Raw genomic sequence first — 22018 nt, 5'->3', positions numbered from 1 at the left:
TAACGGATGCCGCTGGCTTACGCTTCGCGCTGCTCCGGCGAGACGGTCTTGCGCGGGTCGAACTCGGCCAGGTCGCGTACGGCGGCGTCGATTTGTGTGAGCACCTCAGAGTCGAGCTGCACTCCGGCGGCCTTCACGTTGTCGGCAACCTGCTCGGGGCGGGAAGCACCCATGATGGCGGAGGCGACGTTCTTATTCGCGAGCACCCAGGCGAGCGCGAGCTGCGCCATGGTGAGCCCGAGGTCGTCGGCGATCGGGCGCAGTTTCTGCACGGCCGTGAGAACCTCGGTGCTCATCCAGCGCTGGATCATATTGGCGCCACCCTTGGCATCCGTTGCCCGGCTGCCTTCGAGCGGAGCCTGACCGGGCAGGTACTTGCCGGTAAGCACGCCCTGCGCAACCGGGGACCAGACGATCTGGGAAACGCCGAGCTCAACGGCGGCCGGAACCACCTCGGACTCGATCACGCGCCAGAGCATCGAATACTGCGGCTGGTTGGAGATGAGCTGAATGCCGAGCTCGGTAGCGAGCTTGTGGCCGGCGCGTAGCTGCTCGGCGTTCCACTCGCTCACCCCGATGTAGAGGGCTTTGCCCTGGCGCACGACGTCGGCGAAGGCCTGCATGGTCTCTTCGAGCGGGGTCTCCACGTCGTAGCGGTGCGCCTGGTAGAGGTCGACATAGTCGGTCTGCAGCCGGGTTAGTGAGCCGTCGATCGACTCGAGGATGTGCTTGCGGGACAGGCCGACGTCGTTGTGACCCTTGGGGCCGGTGGGCCCGAAGACCTTGGTGAAAATCTCGAGGGACTGGCGGCGTTCGCCCTTGAGCGCGTCCCCGAGCACCTGCTCTGCCACGGTGTTGGCGTACACATCCGCGGTGTCGAAGGAGCTGATTCCCGCATCGAGAGCCGCACGCACGCAGGCCGTCGCGGTGTCATTCTCAATCTGCGAACCGTGGGTCAGCCAATTGCCGTAGGTGATTTCTGAAACTTTTAATCCGCTGTTGCCGAGATAACGAAACTCCATGACGTCCCTGTCTGGCACCCGTGTCCGTCAGCGCCGTCGATGATTTGTTGACTCTGGCAACGTATCACCCCACGATGTCCATCCGGAGCGGTAACCTGAATTCTGATCGAAAAATGAGAGTCGAGAGCAGTGGACGCCATGCAGGGCACCAACCATGACGATCTGCGTCGCCGCAACCTGTCGATCATTCTGCGCCTCGTGCACCGGAGCGGGGCAGCATCGCGCGCCCAGCTCACCCGACTGACCGGCCTGAACCGGTCGACCATCGGCGCCCTGGTTGCCGAACTCGTCGAGCGCGGGTTGGTTGAGGAACGCACGCCCGACCCGACCAAACTGGCCGGTCGGCCGAGTCCGATCGTCGCGGCGAGCGACCGCGTGGTGGCCCTCGCGGTGAACCCCGAGATCGACGCGATTACCGTGGGAGTGGTCGCTCTGAGCGGCATCGTGCACCGCCGCATCCGCTTCGCAACGTCGTCGTCGCCGACGGCCGCCGAGGCCGTCGCGATCACCGCCGGCATCATCGACGATCTGCGAAACGACCTGAGCGAATATTCCATAATCGGAATAGGCGTTGCTGTGCCCGGCCTGGTGCGTGCGTTCGACGGGCTGGTGCGCCACGCCCCACACCTCGGCTGGGTCGACGAGCCGCTCGGCGACCTCCTCGCGGCGGCAACGGGCCTGCCCGTCGTCGCGGCCAACGACGCGAGCCTCGGCGTCACCGCCGAACGCTACTTTGGTGCAGGGCAGGGTATGACCGACTTGATCTACCTCAACGGCGGATCGAGCGGAATCGGTGGCGGCCTCGTCGTCGGGGGCGTCGCGGCCGGCGGTCGAGCGGGCTACGCCGGAGAATTCGGGCACATCCGGGTCAGTGCGAGCGGGCAGAAAGATTCGGCGGGCATCGCGGGCACCCTCGAAGCGGAGGTGACCCGCGACGCCCTGCTCGAAGTGCTGGGCCTGCGAGCGAGCGAAACGGATGCCGACACCCTCGAACGCGCGCTGCTCGCCTCCGATTCCGCGGCGGTGCACGCCGAGGTCGCCCGGCAGCTCGACTTTCTGGCCGTAGCCCTGGCTGGCGCGGTGAACGTGCTCAACCCGCAGCTGATCGTGCTCGGCGGCTTTCTCGCCGCGCTGCGCGCAGCCGACCCCGACCGGCTCGGCCGCGCGGTCGCCGCTCTGTCACTCGGGACAGCGTTCGACGGGGTGCAGATCGCGCCCGCGCTGCTCGGCTCGAATTTGCTGTTGATCGGGGCGGCCGAGCTGGCCTTCGAGGCGCTGCTGCTCGACCCGCAGCTGGATCGGGGGAATACTTTCGCGCTCCCCGCGCTTAGCGCAAGGGTGGCCGTGTCGCCCGCCAGCCATCCTCGCTAAACCAACCAAGGACATCCGCTACGTGATTACCGCCAGCATCCCCGTCATCAGTGCCGCGCAACTTTCCTCGACTGCCGTGCACCCCGGGGACAAGCTGAGCCGGCGACAGCGCATCGTCTACATTCTCATTCTCGGGGCCCTCACCGCCCTGGGCCCGTTCACGATCGACCTCTACCTGCCGGCCTTCCCAACACTCGAGAGCGAATTCGGTGTCTTGCCGTCGGTCATTCAGCTCACCCTGACCGGAACCATGATTGGTTTCGGGTTCGGGCAGCTCGTCGTGGGTCCGTGGAGCGACAAGGTGGGCCGCCGGCTGCCGCTCATGCTGGCGACCGGCGTGCACATCCTCGCCTGCGTCGGTGCTGCGATGTCGAACGACATTATTGTGCTCGCGGGGTTCCGCGTGCTGCAGGGCTTTGGCGCTGCGGCCGGTGCGGTCGTGGCGATGGCCATGGTGCGCGACCTGTTCGGCGGCAAGCCGCTCGTGCGTATGCTCTCCCGGCTGGCCCTGGTCAGCGGCCTCGCGCCGGTGCTTGCGCCGGTCATCGGTTCGCAGCTTCTGCTCGTGATGAACTGGCGCGGCATCTTTTGGGTGCTCGCCGCCTACGGCGTCATCGTGATTCTGGCCGTCGCGTTCTGGATCGTGGAGACGCTGCCCGAGAGCGAGCGCAACGTGAAGGGGCACAACACCCTGGCGCAGCGCTACAAAGCGGTGCTGAGCGACCGCACCTTCGTCGGCGTCGCGATCATCGGGGCGATGACCTTCACCGGGCTGTTCTCCTACCTCTCGGCCTCGCCGTTTCTCTTTCAGGATGTCTACCGGTTCAGTCCGCAGGAATACGGCCTGCTCTTTGCCGTGAACTCGCTCGGTGTCGTCACCGGTGTGCAGTTGAGCTCGCGGCTGATGCACCGATTCAACATTGGGCCGCAGTGGATTTTGTCGGTCTCTACCGTTGTGCTGCTGCTCACCGCCGGGGCGATCGTGCTCCTGGACTTTGCTGGCATGGGACTGTGGGGCACTCTGGTTCCGCTGTGGTTCTTCATCGCTGCCTGCGGCTTCACTTTGCCGAGCGTTCAGGTCATTGCCCTCAACGCGCACGGGCATGAGGCCGGAACCGCGGCGTCGCTGCTTGGCGCGGCGAACTTTGGTGTGGCCGGCCTGATCTCGCCGATTGTGGGACTGCTGGGAGTGGGAACGTCGATACCGATGGCATCCGTTATGGGAGTCGCCGCGGTGGTGTCGCTGCTCTCCCTCTGGCTAATCGTGCGCCCGCGTAGCGTTCCGGCGCTCGAGCGCTGACTTTCTCCGGAGCTTCTCCACAGGAGATAGATTCGATTCGTTATCCACTGATAATGAGCTTTTCTCGTGGTTTCGGGGGAGCGGTGGGAGAATTGGGGTATGCACAACCTCGCTGATGAGCTTCGCCGGGCGGCCGATCGGGTCGCCGCTCTGGGCGATTGCAGCGCGGCGTTTGATGCTTTGGGCGAGGCCGATGTGCTGGCCGGGCAGCGGTCACTGGCTGAGGCCCGGCGGCTGCTCGACGTGTTTGCGGCGTGGATGGCCGGTACGGTCGCGCGCCGGTCCCGGCCCGAGCTGGGAAGCGAGGGTTTGGCTGCGCGGCAGGGGTTCGCGACGCCGGTGGCAATGGTGCAACACGTCAATGGCTCCAGCCGTGGGGAGGCAGAGAAGCTGGTCGCCTCGGGCATTTTGATGGGTGAAACGGATGCTGCCGAAAAGTTGGCCGCGGAAGGCGATGACGACGGTGCGGATGGCATCGATGCCGGTGCACTGGTGGGCCGGCCGGCAGTGCCGTGGCAGGCGCCGATCGTGCATGCCGTTGCCGCCGGCACCCTCACGGTGGATCAGGCCGATGCGCTGCGCCGAGGTTTGGGCGAGATTGACCTGGCCGTGTCTGCCGATATTTTGCGCGCCGCGCTTACGGCGCTGGTGCCGGAGGTGACCGGGCTCAACGTTGAGCAGGTCTTCCGCCGGGCTCGCCGGTTGCGGGACCAGCTCGACGAGGCTGGCATTCGGGCTCGGGAGAAGCAGGCCCGCGACGATACCAAGTTCAAGCTGTTCCGCCGCCAGGACGGCATGGTCGTGCTCAGCGGGCTGTTCGCCCCCGAACAGGGCGAGTACTGGCTCAGTGCCTACGACTGCCTCACCAGCCCGCGCCAGCGCGGAGGCGTGCGCTTCGTAGATCCGGAGCAGGAGGCCTGGGCGGACCGGGTGCGGAACGACCCGCGTACCGTGGACCAGATCGCCGCGGACTCCTTCACCGCGCTGCTCAAGACCGGCACCGACGCAGACCCCACCAAAATGTATGGCGGACGCCAGCCGGCGGTGCGCATCATCGTCACCCAGGCCGACCTTCAGCGAGCCGGGCTCGTGCCGGCCGACGTCGCTAAAGCCCGGAACGAGATCACCGGGCAATTCGGTCAGAGCGAGCAGAGCGGCCTGAGCGAGCAGGCCGGCCTGAACGAGCAGGCCGGGCAATCCGGGCAGCGCGGGCAGCGCGAGCAGAGCGAGCAGGCCGGGCAGAGCGGGCAGAGCGGCCTGAGCGAGCAGGCCGGGCAGAGCGGTCGGGTGGGGCATGGATTCCTTGAGGGCAACCCCGCCCCGATCTCCCTCGAAACGGTGCAACGGTTTCTCTGCAACACCGGCCAGCTGCGGCTGTTGGTAGACGAGGCGGGGCATCCGCTGAAATTGGGCCGCACCATGCGAACTTTCAGTGAGGCGCAGCGCGTGGCCATGGGCGTACGTGACGGCGGCTGCATGTTTCCGGGCTGCGACATGCCACCCTCCCGAACGGAGGCGCACCACGCCGACCAGTGGGTGCGCGACACTGGCGCGACCGACATCGACCTGGGGCTGTTGCTCTGCGGCCCCTGCCACCGCCGACTTCACCAGGAAGGCTGGCGGGTGATTGGCGAGCCGGGGGAGTTCTGGCTGCAACCACCCGCGAGCATCGACCCGACGCAGACGCTGATTCCGCTGGCCAGTAAGAGCCCGCTCATGCTCGAACTCAAGCGGAAGCAGGACGCCGAAGCCAACTGAACCCAGCAACGCGGATCAGGGACCGCGCCGCGGTGCGAATTGTTGGGTCTGAGCGGGTGCGGACCAGGCTGACGGGACCAGGCTGACGGGACCAGGCTGACGGGACCAGGCTGACGGGACCAGGCTGACGGGACCAGGCTGACGGGACCAGGTTGCCGGGACCAGGCTCTGCGGGCGCACCTTACGGTCGAGGGCCCATGATCTAGCCTCGGCCCGCGTTCCGGGCCCGGGCCCGGTGCAGGTGCGGGGGTGCACATCCGGGTTCACATTCGGGGGAGCGGATGGCGCGGGTCCGGCCCGTCGGGGAGCGCGCCCAAGATTTGCGGGAGCACGCGGGCGGGGCCCACCTTACGGTCGCGGGCCCATGATCTAGCCTGGGCCCGGTGCAGGTGCGGGGGTGCACATCCGGGTTCACATTCAGGGGAGCGGATGTCGCGGGTCCGGCCCGTCGGGGAGCGCGCCCAAGATTTGCGGGAGCACGCGGGCGGGGCGCACCTTACGGTCGCGGGCCCATGATCTAGCCTGGGCCCGCGTTCCGGGCCCGGGCCCGGGCCCGGTGCCGGTGCGGGGGTGCACATCCGGGTACAGATTCGGGGAAGCGGATGGCGCGGGTCCGGCCCGCCGATGGCCCAATCCGGAGCGGCTGTTCTACGATGGCGGGATGACGAACCCGAAGTCTCCGGAGCGTGCCGCCGACCCCGCAGCGCGCCGCATCTCTCGCCGCTGGCCTGTGATCAGCGGGATAGCTGCCGTCGCATTGGCCGCCCTGCTTGGCCTCGTCGTCGTCGTGCGTGCCAACGGACTCGCCCTCGAGCTCGACACCGAGTGGATGGGTGAGGTGATCGAACACCGCTCTCCGATCTGGGAGGTTCCGTCGCTGTTCATGAACGCCCTCGGTGGCGGTCTGTTCGGCGTGCTGATCGTGCCGATCGTCATCACCGTGGTCATCGTGTTCATCAAACGTCCGTGGGCGGCCGGCTACTATCTCGTGGCGACCGTGGTCAGTGCCGGCGCTGTGCAAGTCCTGAAGCAGGTCTTTGGCCGTGCCCGACCGGAAGACATGCTGGTCACGTCCGATTTTGGCTCCTTTCCGTCTGGCCACGTCGCCAATGCGGCGACCATGGCGGTGTGCCTCGCCATCATCTTTCCGCGGTTGTGGGTGGCCCTGGCCGGTGCCGCGTACACGATCGTCATGCTACTCAGCCGTACCTACCTCGGCGTGCACTGGCTGACCGACACCATCGGCGGGCTATTGATCGGTTCCGGAGTTGCAATTGTGCTGTGGGCTCCGGTCGCCGCGAAGCTCGATGGCGAGCGCGCACTCGCCGCCCGGCTGCGGCTTGAACGAGACCGAAAGAAGGCAGCGCAATCGTGACTCGAGTGACCCCGGTGCGCAATGGCGACGTCTCGTTCTGGTGGAACCAGCTCGGCCAGCCAGCGCCGCGGCCGCCCCTGCCCGGGTCGACCCGGGCCGACGTCGTCATTGTCGGCGCCGGCTATACCGGACTGTGGACCGCGTATTACCTCAAGAAGGCGGCGCCGCAGCTACGCATTGTGGTGCTCGAAGCCCGTTTCGCCGGGTTCGGCGCCTCTGGACGCAACGGCGGCTGGCTCACCAACTCGATCACCGGTGGCCGCGACCAGTACCTGAAGCACCACGGCCGCCCGGCGGTTGAAAACTTTCAGGCCGCGATGAACGACACGGTCGACGAGGTCATCCGCGTGGCCGCAGCGGAGAGCATCGACGCCGGCATCGTCAAGGGCGGCGAATTCACCGTCGCCTACGATGCCCCGCAGCAGCACCGCCTCGAAGCTGCCGCCCGGGCCGAGCAGACCTGGGCGCACACCGACGTCGAGGTGCTCTCGCGGGCCCAGGCACAAAACCGCATCAACGTGGCGGGAATGACCGGGGGTATGTGGCATCCGCACTGCGCCCGCATCAATCCGGCGGAGCTCGTGGCCGGACTGGCCCGCACGGTCGTTTCGCTCGGCGTTGAGCTCTACGAGAACACCCCGGTGAGCGAGATCGCGGCTAACCAGGCGGTGACCGAACACGGTACCGTCGACGCCGCGTTCGTTGTGCGTGCGACCGAGGGCTTCACGGCCACGCTCAAGGGGCTGCATCGCACCTGGCTTCCCCTGAATTCGTCGCTGATCGCGACCGAGCCGCTCGACGCATCCGTTTGGGAAAAGATTGGCTGGTCGGGCCGGGAAACCCTGGGGGATATGGCGCACGCCTACATGTACGCGCAGCGCACGATCGACGACCGCATCGCCATCGGCGGGCGCGGGGTTCCCTACCGATTCGGTTCGAAAACGGATGCCGACGGCCAGACCCCGCAAGCTACCATCGACGCTCTCCGCGCGATTCTGGTGCGCTTCTTCCCGGCGACGAAGGACGCCGGCATCGATCATGCGTGGTCGGGCGTGCTCGGTGTACCCAGGGATTGGGCCGCGACCGTCGGTCTCGACCCGCAGACCGGACTGGCCTGGGCCGGCGGCTATGTGGGCACCGGGGTGGCGACCACGAACCTGGCCGGCCGTACCCTGGCCGACCTCATTCTCGGCCGGAGCAGTTCGCTCACCGAACTGCCCTGGGTGAACCATCGGGTGCGCCCGTGGGAGCCGGAACCGCTGCGCTGGCTCGCGGTCACGGCGCTCTATCGGGCTTACTCGCTCGCCGACCGCACCGAGCTGACCGGCCGCCGCACGACGTCACCGCTCGCGCGGGTGGCCGATGTGGTGTCGGGGCGCGGGCACTAGCCGTTCAGCCGGGCTGCGTGTCGCGCCAGGCGGCGCACCAGCTGAGGCCGCAGTTGGCCGAGTTCGGCCACGGTCAGCGGGTCGGGTGGGCGCAGCACAGCGACACCGAGCTGGTCGATCACACTCTCAATCGTGGACCGCGACCAGATTTGGCCACTCAGGTGCACGAGCACATCGCCGGCAGCATCAAGCAAATACAGGTGCGGCAGGCAATCGGCCGTCCCGCTCTGATAGAGCTCGACCAGCACCACGCTGCCGATATCGGCGGTGGCGAGGTGCGTTTCGCGACCGAGCGGACTCCGAACCGATAGTCGGTCGGGGGTGACGCGCAGGGCCATTTTGCTGACTCCGAGCCCGAAGATCACACCAAGGGCGGTGAACCCGCATTGGATTTCGAGCACAAACGGCCAGGTCTGGCGAGGAATGGACAGCCAGTACAACACGAGAAAGAGCGGGATGAACAGGGCGAGCGCCGCGATGATCGCGTGCGAAACGATGCGCTCCCGCGGTCGCAGCACACGTATTTGCGCCGGTTCTACCTCATCACTTATCGTCATTGTCGATCCCCCAGGTTGAGTATTGCGCACTTGTTGTCGGAGTCGCCGACCGAAGTTGGGGGCTAGACGAAGCCCGTCAAACCGACTACAAATAACTGCCGCACAATCGAGGCCGGCACGTTCCTGTACGGGGCCCGGGCTCGGAATGCGGGCCCAGTCTAGAAACCGGGCCCGGGCTCGGAATGCGGGCCCAGTTTAGAAACCGGGCCCGGGTTCACAAGGTGGGCCCGGGGGCCCGGGTCCGCCCACGCGTCAGGCCCGGGGGGCCTGACGCCCCACATTCCTGCATGTCCGAGCCAGCGCGGACTCCCCGCGTAGAGTTGGCTCTGTGCACTCACGGGCCGTCCGCGAACGCGGCAACACATCGAAGCGGTATCGCCTGCACCCGGCGCAAGTCGTCGTCACCGGTTTTGCCCTGACCATCCTGGTTGGCACCGCGCTGCTCATGCTGCCGAACTCCCGCGTCGGCCCCGGCGGGGCGTCCTTCATGGAGGCGCTGTTCACCGCCACGAGCGCCGTCTGCGTCACCGGTCTGACCGTCGTCGACACGGCGGTCTACTGGACGCCGTTCGGCCAGATCGTGATTCTGGGGCTGATCCAGATCGGCGGCTTCGGTATTATGTCGTTCGCCTCGGTGGTCGGTTTGGCAATCGCCCGCAAACTCTCGCTGCGCTCGCGCATCACGGCCGCCGCCGAAACCAAGAGTGTCGGTCTCGAAGACGTCAAGGGACTCGTGCTCGGTGTTGTGCGCATCTCGCTGGTCATCGAGCTGACCGTCGCGATCATGCTGGCCGTGCGCTTCATGGTCGGCTACGGCGAACCGGTCGGCCGGGCCGTCTGGTTGGGAGTGTTCCACTCCGTGTCGAGCTTCAATAACGCCGGCTTTGCCCTGTTCAGCGACAACCTGATGGGTTTTTCAACGGATGCCTGGATCTGCCTGCCGATCAGCGCCGCCGTCATCCTGGGTGGGTTGGGGTTTCCGGTGATCGTTCAGTTGCGGCGGCAGCTGCGGCATCCTCGGTCAAAGAGTGCCTGGTCGATTCGCACCTGGACCATGAACACCCGCGTCGTCGTGGCCGGCACGATCGCATTGCTCAGTCTCGGAACGGTATATATCACCGCCGTTGAATGGTCGAATCCGAATACGCTCGGGCCGCTCGACTGGCCCGGCAAGTTGCTGACCGGCTTCTTTCAGTCCGTGCAGACCCGCACCGCGGGTTTCAACAGCATCGACATTGGCCAGATGGATTCGGCGAGCCTGCTCGGAATGGACGTGCTCATGCTGATCGGTGGTGGCCCGGCCGGAACCGCCGGTGGCATTAAGATCACGACCTTCGCCGTCTTGTTCTTCATCGTCTGGACCGAGCTGCGCGGCGAGGTTGCCGTCAACGTTTTTGGCAAGCGGCTCTCCCGGGCGGTGCACCGGGAGGCGATCACGATCGCCCTGCTCGCGGTCGGCGTGATCATCGCCGCGACCGTGGCCCTCATGCTCATGACGGATATCTCAATGGACGCGTTGTTGTTCGAGGCGATCAGCGCCTTCGCGACCGTGGGATTGTCCACCGGAATCACTGCCGGGCTGCCCTGGGAGGGGCAGATCATTCTTATCCTGCTCATGTTCGTCGGCCGTCTCGGTCCGATCACCATCGGCTCTGCTATCGCCCTGCGCGAACGGCACACCACCTATGAACTCCCCAAGGAAAGGCCGATCATTGGCTAAATATTCGCTGTTCGGGCATCGTGACCCGGCCCGCCTGGCCGAAGCCGAATCGGTCGTCGTCATCGGCCTCGGCCGGTTCGGCAGCTCCCTGGCCCTCGAACTCATGAAGAGCGGCACCGAGGTACTCGGCATCGACGGTGACGAAGAAATCGTGCAGGCGCACAACCGGCTGCTCACGCACGTGGTGCGCGCCGACTCGACCAAGGAGGCAACGCTGCGCGAGCTCTCGGTGCCCGACTTCTCGAGCGTGGTGGTGGCTATCGGCGGTGACATTCAGGCGAACATTCTGACCGCGTCCCTGCTGCTCAAGCTCGGCATTCCGAATATCTGGGCCAAGGCCGTCAGCGACCCGCACGGGGAAATTCTCACCCAACTCGGCGTCAATCACGTTATCTACCCCGAAAAAGATATGGGCCAGCGGGTCGCGCACCTCGTGCGCGGTGCCATGCAGGACTACATCGAGATCGGTGAGAACTTCGCGCTCGTGAAAACGGCGCCGCCGCGCGCGCTGATCGGGGTTCCGCTCGGCGAGGCGAAGGTGCGCGCCCGCTACGGTGTGACCGTGACGGCGTTTCATCGGCCTGGCGTGGGCTGGAGCTACACCTCGCTCGACACGGTGATCGAAGATGGCGACATCATTCTGATCGCCGGGGAGTCGGCGCGGGTCGAAAAGTACAGCCTGATGCGGTGAGCGATCCGTTCGCTTTTCTAGCGGATGCCCCGCTCAGCACCCGGGTCGTCGTGCGCACGCGAATCCCCGGTGGCTACACGGACGCGCTCGGGTTTTTGCGAAGCCGCAGCGCGGCATCCGTTTCGGTGGAAACCAAGCGCGGACTGGTGACTCTGCTCATGGCCGACGTCGTCGCCGCCAAAGAAGTTCCCCCGGCGCCAGCGCCGCGCGAGCGCCGGGGTAGCCCGGGTTAGAGAACGATGCGCAGCGGCTCCTCGAGCAGCTGGGTCAGGTCGCGCAGGAACGCGGCCGCGACGGCCCCGTCGAGCACTCGGTGGTCGACGGTCAGGGTGATCTTGACCATGGGCACGCTGACGAGTTGGCCATCGCGCACCTGGGGGACCTCGGTGGCCGCGCCGATCGCCAGAATTCCGGCCTCCGGCGGGTTGAGTACGGCGGTGAACGAGTCGATGCCGAACATGCCGAGGTTGCTGATGGTGAAGGTTCCACCAGACATCTGCGCCAGGGACAGGCTGCCCGTACGGGCGAGCCCGGCCAGGGCGCGCGTCTCGGTGGCGATGGCGGCGAGCGACTTCTGGTCGGCGTCGGCCACCACTGGAACGAGCAGTCCGTCGTCGGTCGCGACGGCCACGCCGACGTTCACGTGGTTGTGGCGCAGAATGACTCCATTGCCCCAGGATGCATTCACCTCAGGGTGCGCGCGCAGCACGACAGCGCAGGCGCGCACGAACAGGTCGTTCAGGCTGACCTTGCTGCCGACCGTCTCGAGCGAAGCGTTGACGTCGGTGCGGAACGCGACGAGACGTTCCACGTTGACGACGCTCGTCAGGAAGAAGTGCGGCACGGCCTGGCTCTCGGTGAGGCGGCGGGCCGTAACGGCGCGAATGCGGCTGACCGGCACAGAGACCGAGTCGGCCGAAACGGCGGTCGGGGCTGCCGCAGCGGCTACCGGCACCGGAACGGATGCGGCGGATGCCTGAGCCAGGATCGCCGTGTCAACGTCGGTGCGGGTGATACGGCCCTGCGGCCCGGTGCCCGCGATCGTGTGCAGGTCGATTCCATGCTCGCGGCCGATCTTGCGGGCCAGCGGCGAGGTACGGAGCTCGCCGGTCGGCGTCGGCGTCGCGGCCGGAGCCTCCGGTGCGGCGGGAGTGGTCGGAGCCACCGCGACGGGGGCCGGGGCTGATGCGGCGGGCAGTGCAGCCGGAGCTGCGGCATCCGCTGCCGGGGCAGTGGTCGCAACCGGGGCAGTGGTCGCAACCGGGGCAGCCGTCGCAACCGGCGCAGCGGGTGTCGCGCCATCCTTGACGATATTGCTGCCGTCGCCGATGCGGGCGACTGCGTCGCCGATCGGCACCAGAGTGCCGGCGACGACGAGCAGCTGCTCGAGGACGCCGTTGTCGAAGGCCTCAAGGTCCATCGTGGCTTTGTCGGTTTCGATCTCGGCGAGCACGTCGCCCTTGTGGATCTCGTCGCCGACCTGCTTCATCCAGCGGCTGAGTTCGCCCTCCTCCATGGTGTCGGAGAGGCGGGGCATGATGACGTCGGGCATGGCCGGCTCCTACTTGTCGTTCGGGGTAGTTGAGATGTTGAGTACTTCGCGCACGACCTTGGCGAGGTCGGCGGCGCTGGGAAGCGCGGCCTTCTCGAGGGCTTTGGCGTAGGGCAACGGCACCTCGGCGGCGGCGACGCGGCGCACGGGGGCGTCGAGAAAATCGAACACGCCCTCGCCGATGGTCGCCGAGATCTCAGCGCCGATGCCGTAACTGAGCCAGTCGTCTTCGAAGACCACGGCGTGGCCGGTCTTCTTCACCGAGGCGCAGATGGTGTCGCGGTCCAGCGGACGCAGGCTGCGCAGGTCGACGACCTCGATCGACAGGCCCTCGGCTTCGAGCTGATGGGCCACCTCGAGGGCGGTCGTGGTGCCGCGCGAGTAGCTCACGATGGTGAGGTCGGTGCCGGTTTTGACGACGGCGGCCTTGCCGATTTCGGCGACCTGTTCGCCGTCGGGAACCTCGCCCTTGGCGCTGTACAGCGAAAGGTTCTCCAGAAAGATCACCGGGTCGTCATCGCGAATCGCCGCGGTCAGCAGCGCTTTCGCGTCGGCCGGGGTCGACGGGGCGACGACCTTGAGCCCGGGAATGTGCGCGTACCAGACCTCGAGGTTCTGCGAATGGGTCGCGGCGAGCTGCTGGCCGCCACCACCGGGCATGCGAATGACCAGCGGAATGGAGACCTGGCCGGCGAACATCGAGCGCATTTTGGCGGCGTGGTTCACGATCTGGTCGATCGCGATGAGGCTGAAGTTGATGGTCATGATCTCGACCACGGGCCGCATGCCGAGCATCGCGGCGCCGAGGGCTGCGCCCACGAACCCCTCCTCGGCGATCGGGGCGTCGAGCACCCGATCGGGTCCGAAGTCTTCGAGCAGTCCGGCGGTGATCTTGTATGACCCCTCGAACACCCCGATCTCTTCGCCGACCAGAAAGACCTTCTCGTCACGCTCGAGCTCGGCGCGCAGGGTCTCATTGAGGGCCTGGCGGTAGGTGATCGTGCGGGTTGTTGCTACTTCGGTAGTCATCACAGTGCGTCCATAACGGGTTCTCCGGGCAAAGCGGATGGCGCATTCGCCACCGGGGTTGCGTATACATACTTGAACAGGTCGGCGACCTCGGGCTCGGGGCTCTCGTCGGCGAACACGACCGCCTCGGAAACGCGCACGTCGGCGGCCTCGTCGATGGCGGCGGCATCCGCTTCACTGAGCACGCCGGAGGCGATCAGCTCGGTGCGAAAGCTCGGCACCGGGTCGGACCGCTGGGCGATCGTGGTGTCTTCGGGTGAGCGGTAGCGGGCCGGGTCGACCACGGAGTGGCCGCGCAACCGGTAGCACATGACCTCGAGCAGCACCGGCTGGCGGGATTCGCGAGCCTGCTTCAGGGCGTCGCGGGCGGCATCGCGCACGGCGAGAACGTCATCCCCGTCGACCCGGATACCGGGCATGCGATAGGACGCGGCACGCTTGTACAGATCGGGTTCAGCGGATGCCTTCTCCACCGTCGTTCCCATACCGAGGCCGTTGTTGACGATCACGTAGACGATCGGAAGCTTCCACAGGCCGGCCAGGTTGAGCGATTCGTGGAACGCACCGATGTTGGTGGTGCCGTCGCCGAGCAGGCACATCACGGCGGCAGCGTCGGGGCCGGCCGTTTCCTGATATTTCAGGGCGAGCGCGGCGCCGGTGGCCGGGGGAATCTGCCCGCCGACGATGCCGTAGCCGCCGAGCAGGCGCGCCTCGGCGTCGAACAGGTGCATCGAGCCGCCGCGTCCGCCGGAGACGCCGGTGACCTTGCCGAACAGCTCGGCCATCACGCGCTCGGGCGAGAGGCCGCGCATTAGGGCGTAGCCGTGGTCGCGGTAGCCGGTGAACAGGTAGTCGCGGGACTCGATGGCGGCCATCAGGCCGACGACTGTTGCTTCTTCGCCGAGGTTCAGGTGGCAGTAGCCGCCGATTTTGGCGCGAGCATACATCTCACTGGAGCGCAGCTCGAAGGCCCGCACCAGCGACATCCGTTCGTAATAGTCACGCAGGGTGTCTGCGGGTTCACCGCCAGTGGACTCGACTACTGCCTTTGGTCGCGTGCGGGCTTTTGCCGCCATGTGGTCCCACTTCCTGCGTATTTCGTATGTTAAGACTATTACTTTGCGTTGAATGATTTGCTTCCCAGCCGCTCAGTCGGAGAATCTGCGGCGGGAGGGAGAGGAAGTGACAGTTTCTGCTGCTGCCCGCTGCAGTTGATTCACGCCTGGGAGGTCATAATGGAGTCATGGCCGCCCAACCTCCGAGTTACAAAACGCTCGCCAGTCTGAGCCGCATGAACCTGCTCTTTCAGCTGCAAAGTCGCGGAACGATGACGGTCAACGACCTCGCCGAAGCCGCTGGCCTGCACCCCAACACTGCCCGCGAACACCTCGATCGCCTGATCAACGACGGTTTCGTCACCTGTGCGCCCGAGCCGCGCGACAGCAAGGGTCGCCCGAAGATGCTCTACAGTGCCGCCGGCGGGGTCAGTACCGAACTCGGTTCGATTCGCGCCCGCAAGATCGAGGCCGCGCAGGAGCGTGCCGAGCAGTTGAGACGGATGCTGCTGCTTCTTCCTGCAGGCCAGCCCGCCTTGGCCGGCTGCACCGGCCCCGCAGCCCGGCGTCAGCTCGATGCCCTCGACGACCACCTGGATCAGGCCGGCTTCGACGCGAGCGTCGCCGCCAACGGTGAACAGGTCAACCTGCACGACTGCCCGTACTCGGAGATGGTCAAGGATCACCCCGAGGTCTGCGGCGTGCACTACCGGTTGATTCAAGGAGTGCTGGAGCAGGCCGACGGCCCCCTTCGCGCGGTCGGCCTGAACCTCATCGACGCCCCGCACCTCTGCGTGATCGACGTGGCTCCCCTTCCTGCTGAACGCGAGAGCGCAAAAAGTGCCCGATTGGACACCTCAAACGGGCACTTTTTGCGCTCTCGCGAACCGGGGTAAAACATTATTACCGGTGGTTTGCGGTTGTTGGCCGCGGGGGGCAGCGGCTTAGCTCGTTCTGAGGGGGAATAGCGCTTCGGCATTCCCCGGCAGGCAAGGGGCAGCCGTGAAAACACGCACAACGAGCACCACCAGCAAGCCCGGTATCGACGGTCCGGTCGCCGATTCGCTGCTCAAGCTCGGTCGCTTTCTGCGCAGCTCAGAAACCAGCGAGGACCTGCGCAGCGTGTTCAAGACCGGCGGCCGCGCCGCCGACGCGTTCTACCGTGACCGCTGGACCCACGACAAAGAGGTGCGCAGCACCCACGGCGTGAACTGCACCGGCAGCTGCTCCTGGAAGGTGTACGTCAAGGACGGCATTATCACCTGGGAAACCCAGCAGACCGACTATCCGAGTGTTGGCCCCGATTCACCCGAATACGAGCCCCGAGGCTGCCCCCGCGGCGCCGCGTTCAGCTGGTACACCTACTCGCCCACCCGGGTGCGGTACCCCTACGTTCGCGGCGTACTGCTGAACCTCTTCCGCGAAGCGAAGGCCCGCCTCGGTGACCCCGTGCTGGCTTGGGCTGAGATCACCGGCAACCCCGAAACTGCCCGCCAGTACAAGAGCGCCCGCGGCCAGGGCGGCCTGGTTCGGGCCAGCTGGGACGAAGCCGCCGAAATCGTCGCCGCCGCCCACGTGCACACCATCAAGCAGTACGGGCCAGACCGGGTCGTCGGCTTCAGCCCGATTCCGGCCATGTCGATCGTGTCGCAGGGCGTCGGCAACCGCTTCATCTCGCTGCTCGGCGGCACCATGCTCTCGTTCTACGACTGGTACGCCGACCTCCCCGTCGCCAGCCCGCAGGTGTTCGGCGACCAGACCGACGTGCCCGAATCGGCCGACTGGTGGAATTCCAGCTACCTCATCATGTGGGGCTCCAACGTTCCCGTCACCCGCACCCCCGATGCGCATTTCATGGTCGAGGCCCGCTACCGCGGCCAGAAGGTCATCACCGTCTCGCCCGACTACGCCGACAACTCCAAGTTCGCCGACGAGTGGCTCGCCGTGCACCCCGGAACCGACGGTGCCCTCGCCCTGGCCATGGGCCACGTCGTGCTCAAGGAGTTTCTGGTCGACCGCCGCACCCCGCGCTTCGTCGACTATATGAAGAAGTTCAGCGACTCGTCCTACCTGATCGCGCTCGTTCCGCGCCAGGATGCCTGGGTTCCCGGCAAGTTTCTGACGGCCGACGCGCTGCCTGGCACCGACGCATCCGTTTCAAGCGCAGCCTTCAAGACGGTCATGCTCGACGAGAACGGTGAGGCCTTCGTGCCGAACGGGTCGATCGGACACCGGTTCAGCGAGGCCGACAAGGGCAAATGGAACCTCGACCTCGAGGGTCGAGACCCACTCCTTTCCATAGCGGATGCCCCCGACTACGACGGTCGCTCTGTCGCGATCGACCTGCCCCGCTTCGACGAAACGCCCGATGTTGACAGCCCGGCCGGGCAGCAGGAGGCCCAGCAGCACGCCGGAGCCGCCGGCATCGTGCGCCGCGGCGTGCCCGTGCGCGAGGTCGCCGGCGTGCTCGTGACGACCGTGTTCGACCTGCTGCTCGCTCAGTACGGCGTCGGCCGCGACGGACTGCCGGGGGAGTGGCCCACCGGCTACGACGACGCCTCCACCCCCGGCACTCCAGCCTGGCAGGAGGAGATCACCTCGGTGCCGTGGCAGGCCGCCGCGCGCATCGGACGCGAATTCGCGCAAAACGCCGAGGACTCCGAGGGTCGCTCGATGATTCTGATGGGCGCCGGCACCAACCACTGGTTCCACTCCGACACCATCTACCGTGCCTTTCTCGCGCTCACCACCATGACCGGCTGCCAGGGCGTGAATGGCGGCGGCTGGGCCCACTATGTCGGCCAGGAAAAGGTGCGTCCGCTCACCGGGTACGGCCAGTACGCTTTCGGACTGGACTGGGTGCGGCCGCCGCGCCAAATGATCGGCACCGGCTTCTTCTACCTCGCCACCGACCAGTGGCGCTACGACGGCCTGAGCGCCGACACCCTCGCCAGCCCGCTCGGCGCCGGGATATTCAAGGGACGCACCACCGCGGACACCATGGTCGAATCGGCCAAGCGCGGCTGGATGCCCAGCTACCCCACCTTCAACCGCAACTCGCTCGACCTGGTCGACGACGCGATCGCCGCTGGCCAGGAACCGGCCGAGTACGTCGTCGATTCGTTGAAGGACGGCTCGCTCGAGTTCTCCTGCGAAGACCCGGACGCGCCCGAGAACTTTCCGCGGGTGCTCGTGGTGTGGCGGGCCAACGTGCTCGGCTCCTCGGGCAAGGGCAACGAGTATTTTCTCAAGCACCTGCTCGGAGCGCCGTCCGCCGTGCGCGCCGTCGAGTCCATGCCGGTGCGCCGCCCGCAGACCATGAAATGGCATGAGAGCGCGCCGGAAGGCAAGCTCGACCTGTTGGTCACGAGCGACTTCCGCATGACGAGCACCACGATCTACAGTGACGTGGTCTTGCCGCCAGCCACCTGGTATGAGAAAAACGATCTCTCGACGACGGATATGCATCCGTTTATTCATTCGTTCAACCCCGCGATCGCGCCGCCCTGGCAGGCGAAGACCGACTTCGACATCTTCCACGTGCTCGCCGCCAAGATCTCCGAGATGTCCGTCACGCACCTCGGCGTGCGCAAAGACCTGGTCGCAGCGCCTCTGCAACACGACACCCCCGACGGCATGGCCACACCGCACGGCACCGTGCTGAACAACCAGCCACTCATCCCCGGCGTCACCATGCCGAAGCTCGTCGTGGTGGAACGCGATTACCCGGCGTTCGCCGCGCAGCTTGGCGCGCTCGGGCCGCTCACCGCCGCGGAAGGCATGGTCACCAAGGGAGTGAAATTCAACCCCGACGTTGAGGTCGCCTACCTCGGCAAGAAGAATGGTCTCGTGGTTGACGGCCCGGCCGCCGGCCGTCCGCGACTGTCGACCGCGATCCACGCTTGTGAAATGGTGCTCGCGCTGTCGGGGACCACCAATGGCCGCCTTGGCACCCAGGGTTTTCGGCAGCTCGAGGAACGCACCGGCGTGAAACTCGCCCAGCTGGCCAGCGACAACGAGGGCCGCCGATTCAGCTACCCGGATGTCCAGGGCGCGCCGGTCCCGGTGCTCACCTCCCCGGAATGGTCCGGCTCAGAGCACGGTGGTCGCCGCTACAGCGCCTTCACCATCAACGTCGAACATCTGAAGCCCTGGCACACCCTCACCGGACGCCAGCATTTCTACCTCGATCACGACTGGATGATCGAATTGGGTGAGCAGCTGCCGATCTTTCGGCCGCCGCTCGATATGCACCGCCTGTTCGACGACTCGATCGTCGGCGCCACCAGTAAGGCCCCGACCGGACACGCGGAGGTCGCCGTGCGCTACCTGACGCCGCACTCGAAGTGGTCGATCCACTCCGAATACCAGGACAATCTGCTCATGCTCTCGCTGTCCCGCGGCGGGCCGACCATCTGGATGAGCCCGCAGGACGCCGACAAGATCGGAGTGCGCGACAACGAGTGGATCGAGTCGTACAACCGCAACGGCGTCGTCGTGGCGCGGGCGATCGTGTCGCACCGCATGCCGGAGGGCACGGTGTACATGTATCACGCGAAGGACCGCACGATCAACGTGCCGGTGGCCGAAACCAGCGGTATGCGTGGCGGTACCAACAACTCGCTCACCCGCATCCTCTTAAAGCCCAGCCATCTGATCGGCGGCTACGCCCAGCTGTCGTTCGCCTTCAACTACCTCGGCCCGACCGGGAACCAACGCGACGAGGTCACCGTGATTCGTCGTCGCAGCCAGAAAGTGGACTACTAATGCGCGTCATGGCCCAGATGTCGATGATCATGAACCTCGACAAGTGCATCGGGTGTCACACCTGCTCGGTCACCTGCAAGCAGGTGTGGACCAACCGCACCGGCGTCGAGTACGCCTGGTTCAACAACGTGGAGACGCGGCCCGGCCTCGGCTACCCGCGCGAGTACGAGAACCAGGACAAGTGGAAGGGCGGCTGGGTGCGGGGTAAGCGCGGCCGGCTGCAGCTTAAGGCCGGCGGGCGGCTGAAGAAGCTCTCGCAGATCTTCAACAACCCCAACCTGCCGCAGATCGACGATTACTACGAGCCGTGGACCTACGACTACGACATGCTCACGACCGCTCCGGCCGGCATCCAAAGCCCGGTCGCGCGCCCGAAGTCGCTCTTGACCGGCCAGAACATGGACATCAAGTGGTCGGGTAACTGGGACGACGACCTCGGCGGCTCACAGGAGACCGCGAGCTCGGACCCCATTCTCGCCACGATGAGCGAGAAGGTGAAGATGGAGTTCGAAGAGACCTTCATGTTCTACCTGCCGCGCATTTGCGAGCACTGCCTGAACCCCGCCTGCGTCGCCGCTTGCCCCTCCGGAGCCATGTACAAGCGTGAAGAAGACGGCATCGTGCTTGTGGACGAAGACGGATGCCGCGGCTGGCGCATGTGCGTCTCCGCCTGCCCCTATAAGAAGGTGTACTTCAACCACAAAACGGGCAAGGCCGAAAAGTGCACGCTCTGCTACCCGCTGATCGAGCAGGGAAAGCCCACCATCTGCTCCGAAACCTGTGTCGGACGTCTGCGTTACCTTGGCCTCATGCTCTACGACGCCGATGCCGTACTTGCAGCAGCCTCGATCGAAAACGATCACGACCTGCTTGACGCCCAGCGTGCCTGCTTTCTCGACCCGTTCGACCCCGAGGTCATCGCCGCCGCCAAGGCGGACGGCATGGCCGACGACTGGATCGAAGCCGCCCAGAACAGCCCCATCTACAAGCTCATCTCCGAGTACGAGATCGCCCTGCCGCTGCACCCGGAATACCGCACCATGCCGATGGTCTGGTACATCCCCCCGCTGTCCCCGGTCGTCGACGTCGTCAGCAACTCCGGCAGCGACGGTGAAGACGCGCGCACCCTGTTCGCCGCGATCGACAAGCTGCGCATCCCGGTGGAATACCTCGCCGGGCTGTTCTCGGCCGGCGACGTCGTTCCGGTCGAGCTGTCGCTGCGCAAGCTCGCCGCGATGCGCGCCTATATGCGGGGCATCAACCTCGGCAACGAGCCAGACGAGCGCATCCCGAACGCTGTCGGCATGACCGGCGAGACCATCACGGCCATGTACCGGCTGCTCGCGATCGCCAAGTATGAAGACCGTTACGTCATTCCGAAGGCGCACGTTGAGACCGCGCGGGAGCTCGACGAGCTCGGCTGCTCACTCGACAATGATGGCGGCCCCGGCATGGGCGGCCCGCGCGAGCACGCTGGCCCCCACAAAGGCGGCGACGCCGGCCCCGCGGGCCCGTACGGCAATACCCCCGGCATGCCGCTGAACGCGACCGTCGACAACTACAACCAGATGGTCGGCGACTCGCCGATCATCAAGACCCGCCCGGTGACCCCTGACCGGGTCAACCTGCTCAACTGGAATGGTGGCGGGGTGCCGAAGGGCATGTTCCCGCCCAAAGCGGATGCCGGGAGCGCGGCATGAGCGCCGCCACCCGCCTTCCTGCGGCACTCGCTGCGCGGGTGAATTTCGGCTTTCGGGCGCCGAAGGTGGCCCCGCCGTTCATGGCCGCCGTGCCGCTCACGCCCGAGCACGGCGTTATCGCGCACATGGCGGCGTCGATTCTGCTGGACTACCCCACGCCCCAGCGGCAGCGGCAGTTTTCGCTGGTGCGTTCAGGCGTTATTCAACTGCCCGACCCGCTGCGGGAGGCGTTCGACGCGTTCTTCACGGCGATCGACGGCTGGAGCGAGCAGGAGCTCGCCACCCATTTCACCGCGATCTTCGATCTGAAGCGCAAATGCTGCCCGTACCTCACCTACTACGCGGCCGGCGATACTCGTCGCCGCGGCATGGCGCTGGTGCGTTTTGTCGAGGCGTATCGGGCGGCCGGCTGGCAGGTCGACGCCGACGAACTGCCCGACTATCTGCCGATGGTGCTGGAGTTCTCGGCGCTGTCGGACTCGCCGATCGCTCAGGAACTACTCGCCGCGCACCGCGACGGCATCGAGGTATTGCGTACGGCGCTGGAGAAATTCGACAGCCCGTACGCGCACCTGGTGCGCGCGGTGTCGCTGTCGTTGCCCGAGATCGATGATGAAACCCGCGAACGCTACCTGGACCTCGTCAACGAGGGGCCGCCGACCGAGACGGTCGGCATGACCTACCTCGGCAATTTGAAGCCGTTTTCCGTGCACGCGAATGAGGCCAGATAGAA

General features: G+C 66.2%; 17 protein-coding genes. 12 read left to right on the top strand and 5 right to left on the bottom strand.

What is annotated here, in order from left to right; genetic code table 11:
• Positions 1-17: 17 nt before the first annotated feature.
• On the bottom strand, positions 18-1022 hold the full coding sequence (locus E3T46_RS11600; protein ID WP_134578672.1) for an aldo/keto reductase family protein: 1005 nt from the start codon (positions 1020-1022) through the stop codon (positions 18-20).
• A 138-nt stretch (positions 1023-1160) separates the two neighbouring features.
• Here E3T46_RS11600 and E3T46_RS11595 point away from each other — a divergent pair, with 138 nt between their 5' ends.
• The 5 genes from E3T46_RS11595 (at position 1161) to E3T46_RS11575 (ending at position 8214) form a co-directional block, all read left to right on the top strand.
• A complete protein-coding gene (locus E3T46_RS11595; RefSeq protein WP_134578786.1) occupies positions 1161-2393 on the top strand; it encodes an ROK family transcriptional regulator in 1233 nt (410 codons plus the stop codon).
• A 22-nt stretch (positions 2394-2415) separates the two neighbouring features.
• The gene (locus tag E3T46_RS11590) at positions 2416-3693 is read left to right on the top strand and encodes a multidrug effflux MFS transporter (protein WP_241980671.1); all 1278 of its coding nucleotides are present in this window, start codon (positions 2416-2418) and stop codon (positions 3691-3693) included.
• Between the two features lie 99 nt (positions 3694-3792).
• Complete coding sequence (locus E3T46_RS11585) at positions 3793-5451, top strand: HNH endonuclease signature motif containing protein (RefSeq protein ID WP_134578671.1); 1659 nt, start codon at positions 3793-3795, stop codon at positions 5449-5451.
• A gap of 661 nt (positions 5452-6112) precedes the next feature.
• Complete coding sequence (locus E3T46_RS11580; RefSeq protein ID WP_134578670.1) at positions 6113-6826, top strand: phosphatase PAP2 family protein; 714 nt, start codon at positions 6113-6115, stop codon at positions 6824-6826.
• 14 nt (positions 6827-6840) lie between these two features.
• Complete coding sequence (locus E3T46_RS11575; protein ID WP_134578785.1) at positions 6841-8214, top strand: FAD-binding oxidoreductase; 1374 nt, start codon at positions 6841-6843, stop codon at positions 8212-8214.
• Here E3T46_RS11575 and E3T46_RS11570 read toward each other — a convergent pair.
• On the bottom strand, positions 8211-8771 hold the full coding sequence (locus E3T46_RS11570) for a hypothetical protein (protein WP_134578669.1): 561 nt from the start codon (positions 8769-8771) through the stop codon (positions 8211-8213). The genes E3T46_RS11575 and E3T46_RS11570 overlap by 4 nt on opposite strands.
• Before the next feature lie 328 nt (positions 8772-9099).
• Between E3T46_RS11570 and E3T46_RS11565 the strand changes: the two genes are divergently transcribed.
• The 3 genes from E3T46_RS11565 to E3T46_RS11555 are packed head-to-tail and all read left to right on the top strand — an operon-like array spanning position 9100 to position 11415.
• Positions 9100-10491 (top strand): potassium transporter TrkG, encoded by a 1392-nt coding sequence (locus tag E3T46_RS11565; protein WP_134578668.1) that lies wholly within the window; start codon positions 9100-9102, stop codon positions 10489-10491.
• Positions 10484-11182 (top strand): TrkA family potassium uptake protein, encoded by a 699-nt coding sequence (locus tag E3T46_RS11560; RefSeq protein WP_241978809.1) that lies wholly within the window; start codon positions 10484-10486, stop codon positions 11180-11182. The genes E3T46_RS11565 and E3T46_RS11560 overlap by 8 nt, the downstream gene beginning before the upstream one ends.
• Positions 11179-11415, top strand: a complete 237-nt coding sequence (locus tag E3T46_RS11555) for a ferrous iron transport protein A (protein WP_134578667.1) — start codon at positions 11179-11181, stop codon at positions 11413-11415. Before E3T46_RS11560 ends, E3T46_RS11555 begins: the two co-directional genes overlap by 4 nt.
• Here the strand turns inward: E3T46_RS11555 and E3T46_RS11550 are convergent.
• The 3 genes from E3T46_RS11550 to pdhA are packed head-to-tail and all read right to left on the bottom strand — an operon-like array spanning position 11412 to position 14839.
• The gene (locus tag E3T46_RS11550; protein ID WP_166790259.1) at positions 11412-12734 is read right to left on the bottom strand and encodes a dihydrolipoamide acetyltransferase family protein; all 1323 of its coding nucleotides are present in this window, start codon (positions 12732-12734) and stop codon (positions 11412-11414) included. The genes E3T46_RS11555 and E3T46_RS11550 overlap by 4 nt on opposite strands.
• A gap of 9 nt (positions 12735-12743) precedes the next feature.
• Positions 12744-13763, bottom strand: a complete 1020-nt coding sequence (locus E3T46_RS11545; protein WP_134578666.1) for an alpha-ketoacid dehydrogenase subunit beta — start codon at positions 13761-13763, stop codon at positions 12744-12746.
• A complete protein-coding gene (gene pdhA / locus E3T46_RS11540) occupies positions 13763-14839 on the bottom strand; it encodes a pyruvate dehydrogenase (acetyl-transferring) E1 component subunit alpha (protein ID WP_134578665.1) in 1077 nt (358 codons plus the stop codon). The genes E3T46_RS11545 and pdhA overlap by 1 nt, the downstream gene beginning before the upstream one ends.
• Before the next feature lie 167 nt (positions 14840-15006).
• On the opposite strand from pdhA, the gene E3T46_RS11535 reads away from it, so the two are divergent.
• From E3T46_RS11535 to narJ, 4 genes are all read left to right on the top strand, one after another.
• Positions 15007-15714, top strand: coding sequence for a winged helix-turn-helix transcriptional regulator (locus tag E3T46_RS11535; RefSeq protein WP_134442970.1), 708 nt, complete (start codon positions 15007-15009; stop codon positions 15712-15714).
• A gap of 106 nt (positions 15715-15820) precedes the next feature.
• Positions 15821-19585 (top strand): nitrate reductase subunit alpha, encoded by a 3765-nt coding sequence (locus E3T46_RS11530; RefSeq protein WP_134578664.1) that lies wholly within the window; start codon positions 15821-15823, stop codon positions 19583-19585.
• Complete coding sequence (gene narH, locus E3T46_RS11525; protein WP_134578663.1) at positions 19585-21285, top strand: nitrate reductase subunit beta; 1701 nt, start codon at positions 19585-19587, stop codon at positions 21283-21285. Before E3T46_RS11530 ends, narH begins: the two co-directional genes overlap by 1 nt.
• Positions 21282-22016: a nitrate reductase molybdenum cofactor assembly chaperone gene (narJ, locus tag E3T46_RS11520; RefSeq protein ID WP_241980669.1), complete on the top strand. Its 735-nt coding sequence runs from the start codon at positions 21282-21284 to the stop codon at positions 22014-22016. The genes narH and narJ overlap by 4 nt, the downstream gene beginning before the upstream one ends.
• Positions 22017-22018: the final 2 nt, after the last annotated feature.

Origin of the sequence: Cryobacterium sp. Hh11 (assembly GCF_004404045.1) — a bacterium.
GTDB lineage: Bacteria > Actinomycetota > Actinomycetes > Actinomycetales > Microbacteriaceae > Cryobacterium > Cryobacterium levicorallinum.
The sequence above is the reverse complement of the archived record's forward strand: the minus strand, read 5'-3'. Positions and strand labels throughout refer to the sequence as shown.